Annotated in this window: 16 protein-coding genes; 4 read left to right on the plus strand and 12 right to left on the minus strand. The window is 61.5% G+C overall.

What is annotated here, in order from left to right; translation table 11 throughout:
* The first annotated feature begins 520 nt into the window (after window positions 1-520).
* Entirely contained in the window at window positions 521-718 is a 198-nt protein-coding gene (locus VGO04_RS29510) for a heavy-metal-associated domain-containing protein (protein WP_327499534.1), read from the plus strand.
* Window positions 719-802: 84 nt separating this feature from the next.
* On the opposite strand, the gene VGO04_RS29515 is transcribed toward VGO04_RS29510, so the two are convergent.
* The 7 genes from VGO04_RS29515 to VGO04_RS29545 all read right to left on the minus strand — a co-directional run bounded on the left by VGO04_RS29515 (window position 803) and on the right by VGO04_RS29545 (window position 8,083).
* Window positions 803-2,473 carry a dihydroxyacetone kinase subunit DhaK gene (locus VGO04_RS29515; protein WP_327499535.1) on the minus strand — a complete coding sequence of 557 codons (1,671 nt, stop codon included), beginning with the start codon at window positions 2,471-2,473 and terminating at the stop codon, window positions 803-805.
* A 10-nt stretch (window positions 2,474-2,483) separates the two neighbouring features.
* Window positions 2,484-3,479, minus strand: a complete 996-nt coding sequence (locus VGO04_RS29520; RefSeq protein WP_327499536.1) for an ABC transporter ATP-binding protein — start codon at window positions 3,477-3,479, stop codon at window positions 2,484-2,486.
* Window positions 3,472-4,569, minus strand: a complete 1,098-nt coding sequence (locus VGO04_RS29525) for an ABC transporter ATP-binding protein (protein WP_327499537.1) — start codon at window positions 4,567-4,569, stop codon at window positions 3,472-3,474. Before VGO04_RS29525 ends, VGO04_RS29520 begins: the two co-directional genes overlap by 8 nt.
* A gap of 5 nt (window positions 4,570-4,574) precedes the next feature.
* Window positions 4,575-4,763, minus strand: a complete 189-nt coding sequence (locus VGO04_RS29530) for a hypothetical protein (protein ID WP_327499538.1) — start codon at window positions 4,761-4,763, stop codon at window positions 4,575-4,577.
* Entirely contained in the window at window positions 4,760-5,701 is a 942-nt protein-coding gene (locus VGO04_RS29535) for a carbohydrate ABC transporter permease (protein ID WP_327499539.1), read from the minus strand. Before VGO04_RS29535 ends, VGO04_RS29530 begins: the two co-directional genes overlap by 4 nt.
* Window positions 5,698-6,645, minus strand: coding sequence for a sugar ABC transporter permease (locus tag VGO04_RS29540; protein WP_327499541.1), 948 nt, complete (start codon window positions 6,643-6,645; stop codon window positions 5,698-5,700). The genes VGO04_RS29535 and VGO04_RS29540 overlap by 4 nt, the downstream gene beginning before the upstream one ends.
* Before the next feature lie 103 nt (window positions 6,646-6,748).
* Window positions 6,749-8,083, minus strand: coding sequence for an ABC transporter substrate-binding protein (locus VGO04_RS29545; RefSeq protein ID WP_327499648.1), 1,335 nt, complete (start codon window positions 8,081-8,083; stop codon window positions 6,749-6,751).
* Window positions 8,084-8,340: 257 nt separating this feature from the next.
* On the opposite strand from VGO04_RS29545, the gene VGO04_RS29550 reads away from it, so the two are divergent.
* Entirely contained in the window at window positions 8,341-9,363 is a 1,023-nt protein-coding gene (locus VGO04_RS29550; protein ID WP_327499542.1) for a LacI family DNA-binding transcriptional regulator, read from the plus strand.
* Window positions 9,364-9,444: 81 nt separating this feature from the next.
* Here the strand turns inward: VGO04_RS29550 and VGO04_RS29555 are convergent, their stop codons facing one another.
* The 4 genes from VGO04_RS29555 to VGO04_RS29570 form a co-directional block, all read right to left on the minus strand.
* On the minus strand, window positions 9,445-9,657 hold the full coding sequence (locus VGO04_RS29555; RefSeq protein WP_327499543.1) for a hypothetical protein: 213 nt from the start codon (window positions 9,655-9,657) through the stop codon (window positions 9,445-9,447).
* A gap of 130 nt (window positions 9,658-9,787) precedes the next feature.
* Window positions 9,788-10,801 (minus strand): fatty acid desaturase, encoded by a 1,014-nt coding sequence (locus VGO04_RS29560; protein WP_327499544.1) that lies wholly within the window; start codon window positions 10,799-10,801, stop codon window positions 9,788-9,790.
* 287 nt (window positions 10,802-11,088) lie between these two features.
* Entirely contained in the window at window positions 11,089-11,895 is an 807-nt protein-coding gene (locus VGO04_RS29565) for a phosphate/phosphite/phosphonate ABC transporter substrate-binding protein (RefSeq protein WP_327499545.1), read from the minus strand.
* A gap of 169 nt (window positions 11,896-12,064) precedes the next feature.
* Window positions 12,065-13,000 carry an MYG1 family protein gene (locus VGO04_RS29570; protein ID WP_327499546.1) on the minus strand — a complete coding sequence of 312 codons (936 nt, stop codon included), beginning with the start codon at window positions 12,998-13,000 and terminating at the stop codon, window positions 12,065-12,067.
* Between the two features lie 261 nt (window positions 13,001-13,261).
* On the opposite strand from VGO04_RS29570, the gene VGO04_RS29575 reads away from it, so the two are divergent.
* Complete coding sequence (locus tag VGO04_RS29575; RefSeq protein WP_327499547.1) at window positions 13,262-15,331, plus strand: ATP-dependent helicase; 2,070 nt, start codon at window positions 13,262-13,264, stop codon at window positions 15,329-15,331.
* Between the two features lie 53 nt (window positions 15,332-15,384).
* Here the strand turns inward: VGO04_RS29575 and VGO04_RS29580 are convergent, their stop codons facing one another.
* The gene (locus VGO04_RS29580; protein ID WP_327499548.1) at window positions 15,385-16,920 is read right to left on the minus strand and encodes a L,D-transpeptidase family protein; all 1,536 of its coding nucleotides are present in this window, start codon (window positions 16,918-16,920) and stop codon (window positions 15,385-15,387) included.
* A 140-nt stretch (window positions 16,921-17,060) separates the two neighbouring features.
* On the opposite strand from VGO04_RS29580, the gene VGO04_RS29585 reads away from it, so the two are divergent.
* Window positions 17,061-17,267: a hypothetical protein gene (locus tag VGO04_RS29585; protein WP_327499549.1), complete on the plus strand. Its 207-nt coding sequence runs from the start codon at window positions 17,061-17,063 to the stop codon at window positions 17,265-17,267.
* Window positions 17,268-17,344: the final 77 nt, after the last annotated feature.

The following is a 17,344-nucleotide window of genomic DNA, read 5'->3' on the forward strand; positions in this document are numbered from 1 at the left end:
ATGATGTAGGACATCGTCAGGAATGTCGTGATACCGGCGATCACCTCGGTGCGCGCCGTCGTCTGATGCTCTTTCAGCTTGAATAGTCGTTCAAACATCTTTCCTCCCTTGGCGGCGTCACCACGACGCAGCCGAACGACAGTGACCGGGAAACCGTCTCCTCCAGTTCCCGACCAGTGCATTTCGAACGCCCGGAATTATCCGGAGCGATCGCTACGTTTAAGGCTTCGTGCCGGCTGGCGATCGTCCGCCCTCTTTCAGACGACGCGAGTGCCTTTTGCACAGCCTTCGGATTGTGCGACTTCCCGAGCCCGTCCGCTAGCCGTCCATTCCCGGGATCGATGATGAAAGACTTTCAAATTTTTCGGAGCATTAGCCGGTGCCGAAACGGTGCGTTTTGCGTGTTCGCTGCCATGCGCGGCAGCGAGAAAACCGGCAAAAAATATGTTGAAATGGCCTATTGACCTTCCAACGGTGGGAAACGCCATATTTCTCTCACAACGAAACGAAGGAGACAAGCATGCAGAACCTGAAGATCGACAACATGACCTGTGGCCACTGCGCCGGTGCCGTGCAAAAGGCAATCCTGAGCGTCGACCCGCAGGCGACGATCAAGGTCGATCTCGGCAATCGCGAAGTCAGCGTCGATTCGGCCGCGCTCTCCGGCCCGATCGCTGACGCTCTGAAAGCTGCTGGCTACGATAGCCGCCCGGCCTGACGCCAACGGCGCAATCTACCGACCTCCCAAGCAGAACGCCCCGGCGACGCCGGGGCGTTTCGTTTTTGACGCGCGAACGTCGGTTCATCCGGCGGTAGCAGTTACCGGTCGGTTTGCGACGGGCGCCGGGCGGTCCGCCAGGTGCTCGAACAGAAGTGCCACGGCCTCAGCCCCCGGATCGATATGCCCCTCGAGTTGCTTGGCATTGATGTAGGCTGCTCGTCCCGCCTTGGCCCGCACCAGCGTCGCCGTCAGGTTCGCCCCGGCACGGGCCGCCTCTGCGGCGGCTGAAACGCTCTCATCGAGCGCGTCCAATGCCGGAGAAAGTGCGTCGACCATGGTGCGGTCGCCGATCCGCGCGCCGCCGATTTCCTGCATGCGCGCGAGACCCGCCTTCAACGCCTCCCCGATGGAGAGCCCGCTGGACGCGCCGTCTCCGGCGGCCGCGAAAAATATTGCGAGAAGCACGCCTGAGGACCCGCCCATGGTCTGGCTCAATTCCTGTCCAATGGCGCGGAAGAGCTGCGTATGGTCGGAAAGCGGCAGACGGTCGAGAGCGTCGATCAGCGCCCGTGCGGCACCGGCCAGCGTCGACCCGGTGTCGCCGTCCCCGGATTTGGCATCGAGCGCGTTCAGTTCCTTTTCGGCACCGATCAGCAGGTTGCAGCATGAAACAAGAAACTGCCGCGTCGGTTCGTGCCTAGACGGCAACGGCGCGATCGGGGTCAGTCCGTCCGGAAGGGCAATCACCGAAACCGGCTTGACCGCCGTTACACCCGGCCAGGCCGGAAGGGAGACGGGCGCCGACAGAAGTTCCAACTCGAGCTTGTCGGCCGGATAGACGGATATCGAGAAGCCGCGCATGTCGAGGGATGTCATCATCGCAGCCGGCCCGACCAGATGCGCGATGCTGTTGCCGATTGCGGAGAGGGCGAGTTCATGGACAAGAACCGACATCTCAAGCACCGACGTGCCGCCGAGATTGTTGACGAGCGCGACATGTGGCCTCTCGTCCATCGCAGCCCGGAGCCGCCCGACCATGGCGCCAACGGCCTGTTTAGCGTCGGTATACTCGACCTGCTCGACGCCGGCCTCGCCGTGAATTCCAAGCCCGAGCTCTGCATGTCCTTCCGGGATGCGGTGCTCCTTCGGAGACCCCGGGACCGTGCAGGTATCGAGCGACATGCCGATGGTGCTCGTATTGGAGATGACCTTGCGCGCAGCGCTGGCGATCGTGTCCAGATCGGCGCCGCGCTGGGCCAGGGCGCCTGCAATCTTGTGAACGAACAGGGTGCCAGCAACGCCGCGCGGCTGTGGCAGGTCGGGCAACGCGATGTCGTCGTCGACGACCACCATACTCACATTGAGACCGTAGGCGCGAGCGCGTTCGGCTGCGAGGCCGAAGTTCAGCCGGTCGCCCGTGTAATTCTTGACGATGAGCAGGCAACCGGCCGGCCCCGTGACCGCCAGAATGCCCGCAAGGATCGCGTCAACGCTCGGCGACGCAAAGACATCGCCGCAGACCGCTGCCGTCAGCATGCCTTTGCCGACGAAACCGATATGCGCAGGCTCGTGACCCGAGCCGCCACCGGAGACGAGAGCAACCTTGCCCTCGCCCTTGTCCCAATCGGAACGCAGGACGACGCGAATGTGCGGATATCCGTCGAGGCGCGTGAGTGCACCGCCGGATGCGGCAAGAACCCCGTCGATGGCCTCGGTCACCGCATTTTCCTTGCGGTTGATGAATTGATTCATGCTCGCCTCCCTAAACGATACGCATTCCCGCTGCGTCGAAGAACAGCGGGTTGTTTGGTTGGATCTTGATGGTCTCTCCGCCGCGGAACCCGGTCTGGGGGTCCGTCACCGTCACGAGATCGTGGTGCTTGAAGGAGAGATGAAGACGCGTCTGGTCGCCGAGATGCTCGACCCGGGTGACGAGCGCGTCCTCGCCGCTGCCCTGAACGATGTGCTCGGGACGCAGGCCGATTGACTTTGCCTTCTGAGGGGCACCCGCAAACAGGTTGGCAGGCAGGACGTTGATGCGCGGCTGGCCGAGACGGCTCGCCACGTAGACACTGACCGGCTGCTCGTATATTTCCCTCGGCGAGCCGAACTGCACCAGCCTGCCCTCCTCCAGCACGCCGATATGCGTCGCCATGGTCATCGCCTCGATCTGGTCGTGCGTGACATAGAGCAGCGTTGCGCCGGACTTTGCCTGGATGTTCTTCAGTTCGATACGCAGATCGGCCCGAAGCTTCGCATCGAGCGAACTCAGCGGCTCGTCCATCAGGTAAATTTGCGGGTTCCGCACGAGCGCCCGCCCGATCGACACGCGCTGCATTTCGCCGCCGGACAGGGCCGTCGCCTTGTTGTCGAGCTTGTGCGAAATCTGCAGCACCTCGGCAATCGCGTTGACCTTCTCGTCAATCACCTTCTGCGGCGTTTTCAAGAGCGGCGATTTCAGCGGAAACTCCAGGTTCTGGCGAACCGACAGATGCGGATAGAGCGAATACTGCTGAAACACCATCGCGACGTTGCGCTGGGCCGGCGTCATTCCCTGCATCGACATTCCGCCGATATAGATCTCGCCACGATCAGGCGTGTCCAGACCCGAAACCATGCGCAACGTCGTCGTTTTTCCGGCCCCTGTCGGTCCCAGGAGCACGACGAACGACCCGTCCGGTACCGTCATCGACACATCGTCGAGCGCCGCATGCCCGCCGAAGGTTTTCGTTACATTTCGCAGGATGACTTCAGCCACGGCGAAGCACTCCCTCGTTGGCTTGCGAAACGAGAGCACGGCCCGTTTCGGCATTGAAGAGCGTCAGTGTCCTGTCGTCGAAATCGAGACCGATGAGTTCGTCGGTGCGGGCGGCCTGGCTCGACGGCGTGCGCGCCTTAAGCTCACCATTGGGCGTATCGAGCGTGACAATCTGGGTCGTTCCGAGATATTCGGCGGCGATGACGCGCCCCCGATAGGTGGAGTGATCGTCGAAACGAATGTGCTCCGGCCGAACGCCGAGTGTCAGGGCGCCGGCCCTGCCTTCGCGCGACGCCGGCACCCTGACCGTCTTGCCCGAGAGATCGATGCTTTCGCCGCCGATACCGATCATGCCGTCGAACTCGAGAAAGTTCATCGGCGGAGAGCCTATGAACTTGGCGACGAACTTCGTTGCCGGCCAGTCGTAGATTTGCTGCGGGCGGCCGAACTGTTCGGTCACACCGTGGTTCATGACGACGATCTTGTCGCCCATCTGCATGGCTTCCAATTGGTCATGGGTGACGTAGACCGTAGTGGCGCCCATGCGGTCGTGCAGCGCCCGCAGCTCCCCCGCCATATGTTCGCGGAACTCCGCGTCGAGCGCGCCCAACGGCTCGTCCATGAAGAAGGCCTTGGGATTGCGGACGATCGCGCGACCGAGCGCAACGCGCTGGCGGTCGCCACCCGAGAGCCCGCCGACCGGCTTGTCGAGAATGCTCTCGATCCTCAGGATCTTTGCGACCTCGGCAACGCGCGCAGTGACGTCTGCCTTCTTCATCCCCTGGCTGACCAGCGGATAGGAAATGTTCTTGCGCACGTTCATGTGCGGATAAAGCGCGAACATCTGGAAGACGAAGGCGATGTCGCGCTCGCTTGCGCGCTTCATGCCGACTTCTTCGCCGCCGATATAGATGCGGCCGCTGGTGGGCAGTTCGAGCCCCGCCATCATGCGCAATGTCGTCGTCTTGCCGCAGCCGGAGGGGCCGAGCAGCATGAAGAACTCGCCGTCTTCCACGGTGAACGTCGAAGACTGGACGGCGGTGAACGCCCCGAATTCCTTGCGCACATTCTCAATTCTGATCTGTGCCATTTGGCCTACTCCGGGAAATGGCTGACGATGATGAACATCACGGTTCCGGTCAGCGTCACGAGAAACGAGAAGGAATAGAGCGTGAGGGACAGCGGCTGCATAAGCATGACCACGCCGAGCGCGATGAGGACCGATGCCACCATCTCCCACGCCCCGCGGCGAAGGCGAAGCAACTGGTTGAGGAATGCTGTCATTTTCGAACCGCTCCGAAGGTAATGCCGCGCAACAGGTGCTTGCGAAGAAGGATCGTGAACACCATGACAGGGACGAGGAAGAGGGTGGCGCCGGCAGCGACCGCCGGCCAATCCTGGCCGCCAACGCCGATGATCGTCGGGATGAAGGGCGGCGCCGTCTGCGCGGTGCCTGATGTCAGAAGCACGGCAAAGGCGTATTCGTTCCAGGCAAAGATCAGGCAGAAGATCGCGGTCGACGCGATACCGGTCGCAGCCTGTGGCAGCACCACCTTGTAGAAGGCCTGGAAGCGGGTATAGCCGTCGATCAGCGCTGCCTCTTCATACTCGATCGGTATTTCATCGATGAAGCCCTTGAGCAGCCAGACCGACAAGGACAGGTTCACCGCCGTGTAGAGCAGGATCATGCCGGCATGGGTGTCGTTGAGCCCGAGCGAGCGGAACATCAGGAAGATCGGGATCGCAACTGCGATCGGCGGCATCATGCGAGTCGAAAGGATGAAGAACAGCAGGTCGTCCTTCAGTGGCACCTTGAAGCGCGAGAAGGCGTAGGCCGCCGCCGTTCCCAGCACGATGCACAGCACCGTCGAGCCGAAGCCGATGATGACGGAATTGTAGAAGCGTTCGGAGAACCGTGACGGGCCTGCGATGATCAACCCATCCTTGCGCACCAGCCGATCATACCAGGTCGTCGGCTCGCCCATTTCCTTCAATTGTTCTTCCGTGACGCGGGTGCGGGTCGTGAACAGGTTCACATAGCCTTCAAGCGTCGGCTGGAAGAATGTCTTCGGCGGATAGGCGATCGCATCCGATGGCGACTTGAAGCTCGTCCCGATGATCCAGAGAAGCGGCAGGATGGTGATCACCGCGTAGAGCACCACGAGGGAGCCTGCGAACCATTTCTGTCGCGCGGATGGCTCAGTTACGGAATAGCTGCTCATCTCTGCTTCACCTTGTTGAGCGCTTTGACATAGATCGACGCCAGGCCGAAGACGGTCACGAAGAGGATCACGGCGTAGGCGGAAGCGTATCCGGTCCGCCATTTCTCGAAGGCTTCACGCTTCAGGTTGATCGACGTCAGCTCGGTGATCGAGCCGGGTCCGCCACCTGTCAGCTGCACGACCAGGTCGAACATCTTGAAGTTCTCGATGCCGCGGAAAAGGATGGCGAGCATCAGGAACGGCAGCACCATCGGAATGGTGATCGTCCAGAACTGGCGCCAGTTGCTGGCGCGGTCACATTCCGCCGCCTCATAGATGCTGCTTGGAATGGAACGCAGACCGGCCAGGCAGATCAGCATCACGAACGGCGTCCACATCCAGGTGTCGACGATGATGATCGCCCAGGGCGCCAGCGAGGTGTCGCCGATCATCGAGAAGCTGGAGGGGTCCGCTCCTGTCAGGAAGCCGACGGCATAATTGAAGAGACCGATCTGCGGCTGATAAAGAAATGTCCAGAAGTTGCCGACGACCGCGGGGCTCAGCATCATCGGCAGCACGATGATCGTCGTCCACAGGTCGTTGCCGCGGAACTTTTTGTTGATCAGGTAGGCCAGAGAGAAACCGATCACGACCTGAAGGACGATCGTCCAGATCAGAAAATGCGCTGTCGCCTGCATCGTCTGCCAGATGTCTGCGTCGGTCAGGATGCTGATATAATTCTTCAGCCCGACAAACGTGACCTCGGCATTGGGGCGATTGACCCGAAAGTTGGTGAAGCTCAGCCGGATCGTCCAGATCAGCGGAAAAATGTTGATGGCGAGCAGAAGCACAATGGACGGGGCCACGAAGATCCAGGCGATTGCGCGGTCCGACAGGCCTTTGATCCGTTGCGCAACCGCCGGCGGCGTCGCGTGCGCAGCGCGATCGATCGAAGAATGGAGCATGCTATTCCCCTTGGGCATTGCGACGATGGCATGCAGGGCCGGAGCCGGTTTAGGACCGGTCCTGCACGGACGCTGTCCGCCGGGAGGCGGCGGCCTTTATGCGTCAGTACTTGCCTTCGTCCTCGAAGATGGCCTTCCAGTCCTCGGAGAGACCGTTAAGCGCATCCTGCGCCGTGCCCTGTTTGGCAACCACATAGTCGTGGAAACGCTTTTGGGAAGCCTGAAGCAGGGACGCATAGGACGGTTCGGCCCAGAAATCCTTCACGATCGCCATCGAATCGAGGAAGGTTTGCGCATAGGGCTGGCTCGTGGCGAAGCCCGGGTCCTCGACGACCGATCGCAAAGCCGAGTAGCCGCCGAGCGACCACCATTTCTTCTGGATTTCGGGCTGCGCGAACCACTTGATGTAATCAAGCGCTTCCTTCTGCTTGTCGGACGCAGCGACGACCGAAATCCCTTGCCCGCCGAGTTGTGCGAACTGGATACCGGTCGGTCCGGCGGGGTTCGGGAAATAGCCTGACTTGTCGCCGCCGACATTGGCATCGACGTGGATGCCCGGCCATGTGAAGGCGAAGTTCATCTGCAGGGCGACCTGGCCGGATTTGTAGGCGTCGATGTCCTCCGACATGTAGGCGTCGGAATGGCCGGGAGGCGTGCAGCAGTCGTAGAGCGCCTTGTAGTATTCCAGACCCTTGACCGCGTCTGGCGAATTGACGAAGCCATCGAGTTCATAAGCCTTCTTCGGGTTGCCGTATTCGAACCCGAAGCTGTAGAGCACGTCCATCACGCCCATGGTGATGCCTTCCGATCCGCGCTCGGTATAGATGGCGGCGCCATAAACCGTCTTGCCGTCGATGTTGCGGCCCTGGAAGAATTCGGCAATGTCCTTGAGCTCGGCAAAAGTCTTCGGCACGGCCAGATCACGGCCGTATTTCTGCTTGAACTCCGCCTGCAGCTCGGGGCGGGAGAACCAGTCCTTGCGGTAGGTCCAGCCGACCACGTCGCCAAAGGCCGGCAGCGCCCAGTAGTTCGGCGTGTTTTTCGGCCACTCGGCGTAACCGACCACAGTTGCCGGAATGAAGTCGTCCATCTTGATTCCTTCCTTGTCGAAGAAATCATTCAGCTTGATGTACTGGCCGTTCTCTGCGGCACCGCCGATCCACTGGCTGTCACCGATCATCAGGTCGCAGAGCTTGCCGCCGGAGTTCAGCTCGTTGAGCATCCGGTCGGCGAAGTTGGGCCACGGCACGAATTCGAACTTCATCGTGTTGCCGCTCTTGGCCTCGAAGTCCTTGCTCAATTCGACCAGCGCGTTGGCCGGATCCCAGGCGGCCCAGCAAAGGGTCAGTTCCGCGGCCTGAGCATGGGTGCCGACCGCACCCGAAACGGCGAAATACGCTCCGATCGCAACTGTGGAGCTCAATAGAATCTGCTTCATCATTGGGTTCTCCTCCCCTTGTACCTTCCGACCTCCATCAGAAGGAAAACGCCCGAGCCGGGCGGTTGGCGTACCTGAAATCCTCTTGGCACTAGCGGTGCGCACGGCCTCACTCAGAGCCTGCGTCCTTCGCTGAATGATTCATAACTGAGGTGCGCACCTCAGTGCAAGCGATTTCTGAGGTGCGCACATCAATTCTTGATTTCAGATCGGTTTTGATGGAGTAGATTGTGAGGTAATGACATCAGGAGTTCCGCATGCGGCCGACAGCCAAAGATCTTGCTGAGGCGGCGGGGTTAAGCCTCGCAACCGTGGACCGCGTCCTCAACGATCGCCCGAACGTGAGCCAAAAGGCCGTTCGCAAGGTGAACGAAACCATTGAAAAAATAGGATTCATTCGGAATCCGGCCGCAGTCAGCCTTGCCCGGAACAAGAGCTACCGGTTCCGCTTCATTCTGCCCACGACCGGTGATCTTTATCTTGCGGAACTGATCCATCGGGTGGAAGACGCGCGCGGCATCATGAAAGGCGACCTCGTCGATCTCGATGTCGTCCAGATCCCCATCGACGATCCGCACAAGGTTGCGAAGTACCTGTCGGAAGTGGACGAAAACGAGATCGACGGCGTTGCCCTGATGGCTCCTGAATCGCCACAGGTCCGCGACGCGATCGGCCGACTGATCGAACGCGGCATCAAATTCGTGCAGTTCTTGTCCGGCCAGGAGAAACTCCCGACGGCCGATTTCGTCGGCGTCGACAACTTCGCCGCCGGTGCAACCGCCGCAAAAATTATCGGCCGCTTCGTCGGCGGAAAAGCCGGAAAGGTGCTGATCGTCGCCGAGACGATGCAGTCGCTGGACAGCATTCAGCGCCGCTTCGGTTTCGACAACGTCATCAATTCGCAATTTCCCAATCTTCAGTGTCTTCCCTCGGTCGAGACCCATGGCGACGAGCGGAGGGCCGCGCAGGTGCTCAGCCGCATTCTGCAAAGAAACCGGGATGTTGTCTCGATTTACGTTTTGAGTTCGGAGGCGCGGATACCCCTGGAGGGTGCTGCCTCCTACACGGATCTGCGGCCGCTGACGGTGGTGGTCCACGAGCGCACGCCGTTCAGCGAAAGCGGCTTGCGCGACGAGCATATCGATGCGGTGATTGCGCAGGATCCCGGACATGCGGTCAGAAGCGCGATCCGCATCATGCGCGCCCGCGCCGACGCGCGCGAACCGCACTCCGGACAGGACAAGATCCGTATCGAAGTCCTGCTGAAGGAAAATCTCTGAGCCGCATCGCGCATGAAACCCGCGGCGAACGCGGTGCCGACGCGGTCACCGGAGCGCGGTCCGCGTGTGGGGGCCCTGCGCTCAGGCGTGGGCCTTTACACGCTTTGTGTTCGATTGGTGCGGTGATTGCCGGCTGCCACTGCCTTTGCTCGCACTGCCTTTATAGTCCGCGAGCATGTGCATCGCCTTGCCTATGCCTGCAGCGCTGTTCGGATCGACACCGTTCGCGAGACACCATTCCTCGTGCTCGTGCCTTATGGCGTCCATGTCGGCGGTAGAAAACGTGCCCGGCATTTTCAGCCTCCCCTTTGAGTTCTCATGCGGGGAAACTACCACAACGGCAAAACGAGAGGCCCCGCACAACTGCGGGGTTTGGCAAATAGGCGCGACCTCATTCGTTCACGAGTAAGTGACCTTAAGGTCATCACTCCACGACTGCGTGCCACTCCGGTATCGGTTGCTCGTTGGCACGGTCGGTTGGAGTTCCAACGCGAACGGGCTGTCGATGTCGGGGGTGGCGCGGGTCGTCATGCGGCTTGAAGAGGTAGCGGCGCGCAACGTCCAGGTAGCCATCGTAGATCAGGCCGCCATTGATCGAAAGCAGCGAGCCCCGGTGCTTGCGATAGAGCAGCGGTATCCGGTACCAAGGCAGGCCCGGACGCTGGTGGTGCAGCACATGCAGGTTGTTGTAGAGAAACAGCAAGCCGAACAACGCGCTGTTTTCGACGATGGCCGTGCGTTCGTCGTGATTTTCGGCGTAACGGTGCTCCGCATAGGAGCGCAATCTGGTTAGCGCCGCTCCAAGATAGACGAAGCCGAGAAGATAGAGCCAGAGCGGCATGTCGCACACGCCGATGACCCAGACCAGGATGGCGGAAACGCCAAGGGCGTGACGGATCCAAAGGGTCGCCCGCGCGCGGTCACCCTTCCTGAGCACCGCCGCCTCCTGCGCCAGGAAGCTGATGATCATCACCAGTGGACCAAGCGTCAGCCGACCGAAGAGGGTGGTGTTCCAGGCCGCAAGGCCACGACCTACGCGCCCCATCTTATCCCAGGCCGCCTGAGTGAAGTAGGAAGACTCCGGGTCTTCGATCGGATCGGTCAGGTGTTCGTCGCGGTGATGCGTCAGGTGACCTTCGCGATAGATCGCATAGGGCAGCCACAGCGACAAAGGCGGCCAGCCGATGGCATCGTTGATGAGCTGGCTTCTGGTGGGGTGCCCATGAATGACCTCGTGCTGGAGGGAGCCGTGCCATGCGATCAGCCAACCGCCGAGGCCGACGACGACTGCGATCGGAAGAGATTGCCAGAACCAGGTGAGCGCCAGGAAGCTGGCATAGATGACAATGGCAAGTGTCAGGGTCTGCCATTCGATGCGGGCAATGGCGGACAAGGCTGTTTGCGGAGGAAGAGCGTCGGCCGACGAGCGGTTGGGCATAAGGGGATTCCCAGAAAGCGAAAAAGCGATAGATTTCAACCACCAACATAGCGGCACCTTGCTTGCAGCCGCGCCGCATGGCTTTGCGAGAAAGGGCCGAACACCGGAAAACCGGTAGCGAGACACGACGCAAAGTTGAAATATTTATTCTATGTTTTTTGTAGTCTACTTTGCCGAATTCGCATTGGTGCGCCCGAAAGTTCTGAGGATACACGGCAAGCGAGGGTGTTAGGGCAACCGGGCCGGCTGCCGTTCAGGTCACATGCCTCTTGCCGAACCCGCCGATCTCAGGCGATCTCTGGATATCCCTGCCCCGCCGCCTGCCGATCCAACGCGGCCAGCGCCTCGTAATCGGTGTCGCCGAGCAGGCTGATGCCGCCAAGCGAAAGGGTGTCGCAGATGTGGGCGGTTGCTGGATCTGCGATCGTCTCTGCCAGGGCACGGCGCAGGATCATAAGGTCCCTTGCCGGGGTCGAAGCGGCAGTAATGAACGGCAGACCGGGCCCCTTCGCCGTCTTCGCCAGAATTCGTATGCCGGCCACGCGCTCAGGATCGAAGCGGGCGATGTTGCCGTAGGTGACGCAGTCGATGGCCGCAACGTCGGCCGTCCCGCTCGAAACGGCATCGATGCTTGCCAGATGCCCGCCGGTCTCGATGACCGACGAGAAGAAGCGCCCGTCGATCGCATGCGGTGCCACAAAGGCCCTGAACAGGTTGTAGCCGGAGTTGCTGCCCGGCTCGTTGATTGCCGCGCGCGCACCCCGCAGGTCCTCGATCGAGGCTATCGACGCGCCGACCCTGACAACGACAAAGCTGCACTTAAGCGGACCGTCGCAACCGGGCAATTGGTAGGCTGGCGTCGCCACCAATTGCACCTTGCCCCGAAGGTGCTGGACATAGGGATAGCCGCAGGTCTGGCCAAACAGCAGGTCCGAGCGAAACCACGCCTCGTTATAGGGCACGTCCTCGTCGAGCGCGCTCGGTGCATCAAGGCCGCTTGCGCGAAGCCGCTCACCCAGGCCCTCCCAGAATTGCCGTGTTGCCTCCCGGACGGGCGGCGGACTGACATACATGGCAAGGCTTGCGAAAGACATCGGCGCTCTCCGGCAAAATCGACACAAAAATCTATGCAGTGCATAGATTTAAATCGCAACGGCATTTCTGCATCGACAGGGTATGGGCCAGCCTCGCCCTCCTCCGTGGAGGAGAGCGGCGGAATTCATCCTGCCGCCCGCCGGACACCGCCCGGCACGCCAGCTTACATCACGAACCGGCCGCAACCGAAACGGCTTCTGCTACGGCCAACTCGGCCATGGCGAGCGCTGCCTCGCGCGTCGCGGCAGCCGCGATAAAGCGGCCATTGTGGCAGAAGCTCGCGCCCGCTACGCCGCAAGCCACCTCCAACGCGCCATTGGTCAGGCCAGCCCAGGCCGCCGGCAGGTCTGCGCGCAGCTCAAAGCCCTCGTCGGCCTTGCGAATTCCCGTCAGACACCAGTCATTCTCACGCGGATGAACGACGAACAGCAAGTGATCGGCGCCAGCTTTCACAATGGCAGGACGAAAGGGCATTCCTCTCGGCAGTTCGAGGATCCGCCCCTCGCCGGCAAGGGCGATTTGCTTGAGCACGAGCGCCTCGGCGCGCAGCTTTGCGGCGCGCTGCGACACACTCGCCTCGACGAGCGCGCGGGCGATCGCCAGGGCGGCGTGGAAGCCGCGGTCATCAGCTTCCGGACCAGCCTCGTCGAAAACGGGTTTCAAGGTTTCCAAAAGAACGGGCAGCGTGACGCCGGCGAGCGGCCCTGCAACGGAAGGGTCAAGCGCACCATTGTCCACCAGATCGATCGGCAACACGAAGCGGGCATCGAAGGCGGCATGCACCGGGTCGATATGGTCTTCAGGAACGCCCGATGCGGCGAGATAGTCGCGGCCAAAGTGCTTCCAGATCAGTCCGAACGAGCTGTAGGGCTGCCCGTCCTCTCGCACGGGCGCGCCACGCTGGTGGTGGTCGAATATCCCGGCTGCGGCGTCATATTGCCCGCCGACATCGTAAATGATGCGGTCGGCGCCGGGCTTGATCCATTCCGCCGCACGGCTGCGGACAAGACGCGCCTGCGGAAACAGCTTGGTGAGAATGACGGAGGACAAAAGTTCGTCGGCGTGGAAACCACCGGAATGCGTAACAAGAAAGTCTGGGATCATCCCGATTGGCCTTATGCTTCTTGGAGGGTGCGTGGCGCACGACATAGCCATGTCCTGGCCCCACCTCAACCCACCATCGCTCCCTCTGCGCGTCGATCGAGACCACTTTGCGGGTTTTCAGTGTCGCCTTGACTTGATAAGTTCCCACTATGTTCCGCTTCGTCTTACAACGCGGTCGCGAACACCGGCGACGGTCATACGCCCCAACTGAAAAGGACCGGGCGCCATCGCAACAGGAAGCTGTCGGAATTCGAGGAATTTATGGGTGCCGCCTATCTGGAAAAGCTCAATGATCGCCAGCGCGAAGCGGTGGTCCATGGCGTCGGATTGCCTGAAGGCCAGGTCGGGGGCCCGCTACTCATCATCGCCGGCGCAGGTTCGGGCAAGACCAATACGCTTGCCCATCGCGTCGCGCACCTGATCGTCAACGGCGCCGACCCCAGGCGCATTCTGCTGATGACCTTTTCACGACGGGCCGCCTCGGAGATGTCGCGCCGGGTCGAGCGGATCTGTCGTCAGGTGCTCGGCAGCAACGCTGCCCTGATGACAGACGCCCTTGCCTGGGCGGGCACCTTTCACGGGATCGGCGCGAGGCTGTTGCGCATCTACGCAGAACAGATCGGCCTCAATGTCGACTTTACCATCCATGATCGCGAAGACAGCGCCGATCTGATGAACCTCGTTCGCCACGAACTCGGGTTTTCCAAGACCGAAAGCCGTTTTCCGACGAAAGGCACGTGCCTGGCCATCTATTCGCGCGCGGTCAATTCCGAAACCCCGCTCGCCGACGTGCTGAAGTCGGCCTTCCCCTGGGTTGCCAACTGGGAGCCGCAACTCAAAGAACTGTTTTCCGGCTACGTCGAAGCCAAGCAGGCACAGAACGTGCTCGACTACGATGACCTGCTTCTCTACTGGGCGCAGATGGTTTCGGCCCCGGAGCTTGCCGAAGATATCGGCGGCCGCTTCGATCATGTTCTCGTCGACGAGTACCAGGATACGAACCGCCTCCAGTCCTCCATCCTGATGTCGCTGAAACCGGATGGCAGCGGGCTGACTGTCGTCGGAGACGACGCGCAATCGATCTATTCGTTTCGGGCGGCGACGGTTCGCAACATCCTCGATTTCCCGAAGGGCTTTTCGCCGGACCCGGCCGATGTCATCACGCTCGACCGCAACTATCGCTCGACGCAGCCCATCCTGGCTGCCGCCAATGGCGTGATCGAGCTTGCGCGGGAGCGGTTCACGAAAAACCTCTGGACCGACCGGCAATCCGAACAGCGTCCATTCCTCGTTTCGGTCAAGGACGAAGCCGATCAGGCTGGCTACATCGTCGATCAGGTGCTCGCCAATCGGGAGGTCGGAATCGCTCTCAAACAGCAGGCGGTGCTGTTTCGATCGTCCAACCACAGCGGCACGCTGGAGGTTGAGTTGACCCGGCGCAACATTCCGTTCGTCAAATTCGGCGGGCTGAAATTCCTCGACAGCGCCCACGTCAAGGATCTCCTGGCGGTCTTGCGGTTTGCCCAGAACCCGCGCGACCGTGTGGCCGGTTTCCGTCTGCTGCAGATGCTACCGGGCATCGGTCCGCAAACGGCGGGCAAGATCCTCGACGCCATTGCCGCCGATCCGGAACCGCTGGCAGCCCTTGCAGAAATCCCCGCCCCTCCCAAGACCGGGGACGACTGGTCGGGTTTTGTCACGCTCATTTCAGGACTCCGGAAATCCGGGTCCGGCTGGCCGAGCGAAATCGGCACGGCCCGCGCCTGGTACGAGCCGCACCTCGATCGCATCCACGAAGACCCGGAGACCCGCAAGGCCGATCTCATCCAACTGGAGCAGATCGCCGCGGGATACCCGAGCCGCGAGCGCTTCCTGACGGAACTGACCCTCGATCCGCCGGATGCGACCAGCGACCAGGCGGGGGTTCCGCTTCTCGACGAGGATTATCTGATCCTCTCGACCATCCACTCGGCCAAGGGCCAGGAATGGCGCTCGGTCTTCATGCTCAACGTCGTCGATGGCTGCATTCCCTCCGATCTCGGCGTGGGAACGACCGCGGAGTTGGAGGAGGAGCGCCGGCTGCTCTATGTCGGCATGACCAGGGCGCGTGACAATCTCTCGCTGATCACGCCGCAAAGGTTCTTCACCCACGGGCAGAATGCACAGGGCGACCGTCACGTCTATGCCTCCCGGACGCGGTTCATCCCAGCAACGCTCCTGCAGTTTTTCGTGTCGACCACCTGGCCGAAAGTCTCGGCGGCCGCCGGCGAACGCAGCGCCCGGCAGATCCGCATCGATGTCGGCGCCCGCATGCGAACCATGTGGAAGTGAAGGCCGCAGCCCTCTTCCGCCTGCTTGACGATGCCCGTGGACGCACCGCGTGATCAGCTGAATCGGTCGCTCGCAACGCCGAAGTAGAACAACTCCTGAAGCGGTTTGGCAGCAGCGTCGGGAAAGATAACAAACCCGTCTCTCGGCGCGACAACAGCCTCGCCGGACGCCCGACGCGCGATGGTTTGCCCCGTAGCGACGGGGTCGCCTGTGCGCCAGTCCCTCTCGAGACGGTCCCCCGGTGACAGGCAGAGAACGACGTCAACGAGGTGAATGCCCCTGGGGCGAACCGGTTCCGGCGCTGGCGCTTCGATGATCCCGAGATGGGCCATGGCGCTCACAATTGCCTGGTAGGCGACCTCGACCGCTTCCGGATCGTCATGCTGGCCACACTCCAGCGTAACCCCGTAGCCTCCACTGAAGCGCATGTATTCCGTCGTCCCGACGGCATGCGACAACGCGTTTCCGGTTCCGCCGTGTCGCGCCTGTTCGGCAATCGACTTGGCGTAGGCGTCGAGCCAACCGTGAAGGATCAGGGAGGGGCCAAGCCTTAAGGCGAGGCTCGTCTCCGGCTCCGCCTTGGTGAAGGGCTGGTTTCCTGTCGCGCTGTTTTCAGGCCCGAGGAACACGAAAGGCTCCCCGGCCGAGCGATAGGAATGGATATCGAGCAGGACATCATGTTCGCGCAGCAAGGGGCAGAGCCTGTTTGCGATCCGATCCTCGTTATCCCGTTCGATCGTTGCTTCGCGCAGGTCGCGGTTCAGGTTTCGATCGCCCTCGCGCGTTCCCTGCCGATAGGCCTTGCCGTTGACCACGCGGACGAACGTCACCTCGCCGCGACGCACGGAAAGTGCGCCAATCCGGCACGCCATGATCGCCCGCGCGATGGCATCCGGCCCGCAGGTTTCGTTGCCGTGGACCGCGCCTGTGACGAGCAATTTGGGCCCGGGCTGCAGCGCGGAGAACCGGACGAGCTCGATTGGAGCTTGTTCGTCGGCCGGCTCAGACACGTTGCAACCGGGTTCAAAATCAATGTCGATGAGCATGCCGGGCCTCAGTCGCCGGACCAGGCCCATGACATCGCCGGCGGCGACCGCCACGCACCCTGCCGTGCCCGTGAAGTCTGCCCTTGCCGCGTGGATGAAGAGGGCACTGCCGCCATTCATCCTGGCGACGGAATCGTTAAATCCGATGGGAACGATGACGTCGAACAGCGGCTCTGTGCGCTCGCGCGTCAGCCGATCGCCCATGCGTTCGCCGTCGTCCGCGTAGACCAACCGGTTGTAGTTCGGCTCGGCCTCCTCCCAGATCATGTCGCCGGATGCGGGAACGAACGGAAAGGCGAGATCGCCTGGAAAATGCGGTCGGGACGACGGGTTGAAAAAACCGTAGCGCAACGGAAAAACGCCGATCGGGGTTCGACCGTCGCCCTCTCGCTTGAGACCGGCTGAAACGAGGCCGGCACGTCCGACGACGCAGGGAACGACCCAGTCCCCGATCGTGAGTGTCCCTTTGTGGCAAGGGTCAGCGGACGCGGGAACCCTGACTTTGACGACCGGCACGGTGACCATCTGGAACCTTTCAAGCATTCTTGGGTCGAGAACCTACATCGGTATCCGAGGCAGGAACAAGGACGCCAGGCTGCGGCCAGTCGATTCGTCACCAACTTCGGCATATCGCATCCAGTGCTTCCGCGATAAGACAGCCGCTCAAACAAACAGGAGATGACATGGACACCGTGGAAATCAACGGCCGCAGCGATTTCGCCCTCTGGGCTATCGAGCGAGCACAGGAAATCATGACGATCGAAGGCGCGGCCTTCGCTGTCGCCGTGCGTGACATGAACGAACAGCAGCTGGCAGAAACCGCAGCAGCCCTTGGAAAAGCAATCAGCGACGCGATGCTCGAAGTCTTCGACGGCTTGATTGCCGAGTAGACCTCACCCATTTTCAAAAGAGGTCCGAGGCAAACCCGGGACGCTTGCAGGGCCAGCCAGTCTCGCAGTGAGCTGAA

The organism is Ensifer sp. (assembly GCF_035999185.1).
Taxonomy (GTDB): Bacteria; Pseudomonadota; Alphaproteobacteria; order Rhizobiales; family Rhizobiaceae; genus Ensifer.

Bases quoted from the DNA above. Each gene is read 5' to 3' on its own strand.
- VGO04_RS29510 (WP_327499534.1), top strand. From the start codon at position 521: ATGCAGAACCTGAAGATCGACAACATGACCTGTGGCCACTGCGCCGGT.
- VGO04_RS29515 (WP_327499535.1), bottom strand. From the start codon at position 2,473: ATGAATCAATTCATCAACCGCAAGGAAAATGCGGTGACCGAGGCCATC.
- VGO04_RS29525 (WP_327499537.1), bottom strand. From the start codon at position 4,569: ATGGCACAGATCAGAATTGAGAATGTGCGCAAGGAATTCGGGGCGTTC.
- VGO04_RS29530 (WP_327499538.1), bottom strand. From the start codon at position 4,763: ATGACAGCATTCCTCAACCAGTTGCTTCGCCTTCGCCGCGGGGCGTGG.
- VGO04_RS29535 (WP_327499539.1), bottom strand. From the start codon at position 5,701: ATGAGCAGCTATTCCGTAACTGAGCCATCCGCGCGACAGAAATGGTTC.
- VGO04_RS29540 (WP_327499541.1), bottom strand. From the start codon at position 6,645: ATGCTCCATTCTTCGATCGATCGCGCTGCGCACGCGACGCCGCCGGCG.
- VGO04_RS29545 (WP_327499648.1), bottom strand. From the start codon at position 8,083: ATGAAGCAGATTCTATTGAGCTCCACAGTTGCGATCGGAGCGTATTTC.
- VGO04_RS29550 (WP_327499542.1), top strand. From the start codon at position 8,341: ATGCGGCCGACAGCCAAAGATCTTGCTGAGGCGGCGGGGTTAAGCCTC.
- VGO04_RS29555 (WP_327499543.1), bottom strand. From the start codon at position 9,657: ATGCCGGGCACGTTTTCTACCGCCGACATGGACGCCATAAGGCACGAG.
- VGO04_RS29560 (WP_327499544.1), bottom strand. From the start codon at position 10,801: ATGCCCAACCGCTCGTCGGCCGACGCTCTTCCTCCGCAAACAGCCTTG.
- VGO04_RS29565 (WP_327499545.1), bottom strand. From the start codon at position 11,895: ATGTCTTTCGCAAGCCTTGCCATGTATGTCAGTCCGCCGCCCGTCCGG.
- VGO04_RS29570 (WP_327499546.1), bottom strand. From the start codon at position 13,000: ATGATCCCAGACTTTCTTGTTACGCATTCCGGTGGTTTCCACGCCGAC.
- VGO04_RS29575 (WP_327499547.1), top strand. From the start codon at position 13,262: ATGGGTGCCGCCTATCTGGAAAAGCTCAATGATCGCCAGCGCGAAGCG.
- VGO04_RS29580 (WP_327499548.1), bottom strand. From the start codon at position 16,920: ATGCTTGAAAGGTTCCAGATGGTCACCGTGCCGGTCGTCAAAGTCAGG.
- VGO04_RS29585 (WP_327499549.1), top strand. From the start codon at position 17,061: ATGGACACCGTGGAAATCAACGGCCGCAGCGATTTCGCCCTCTGGGCT.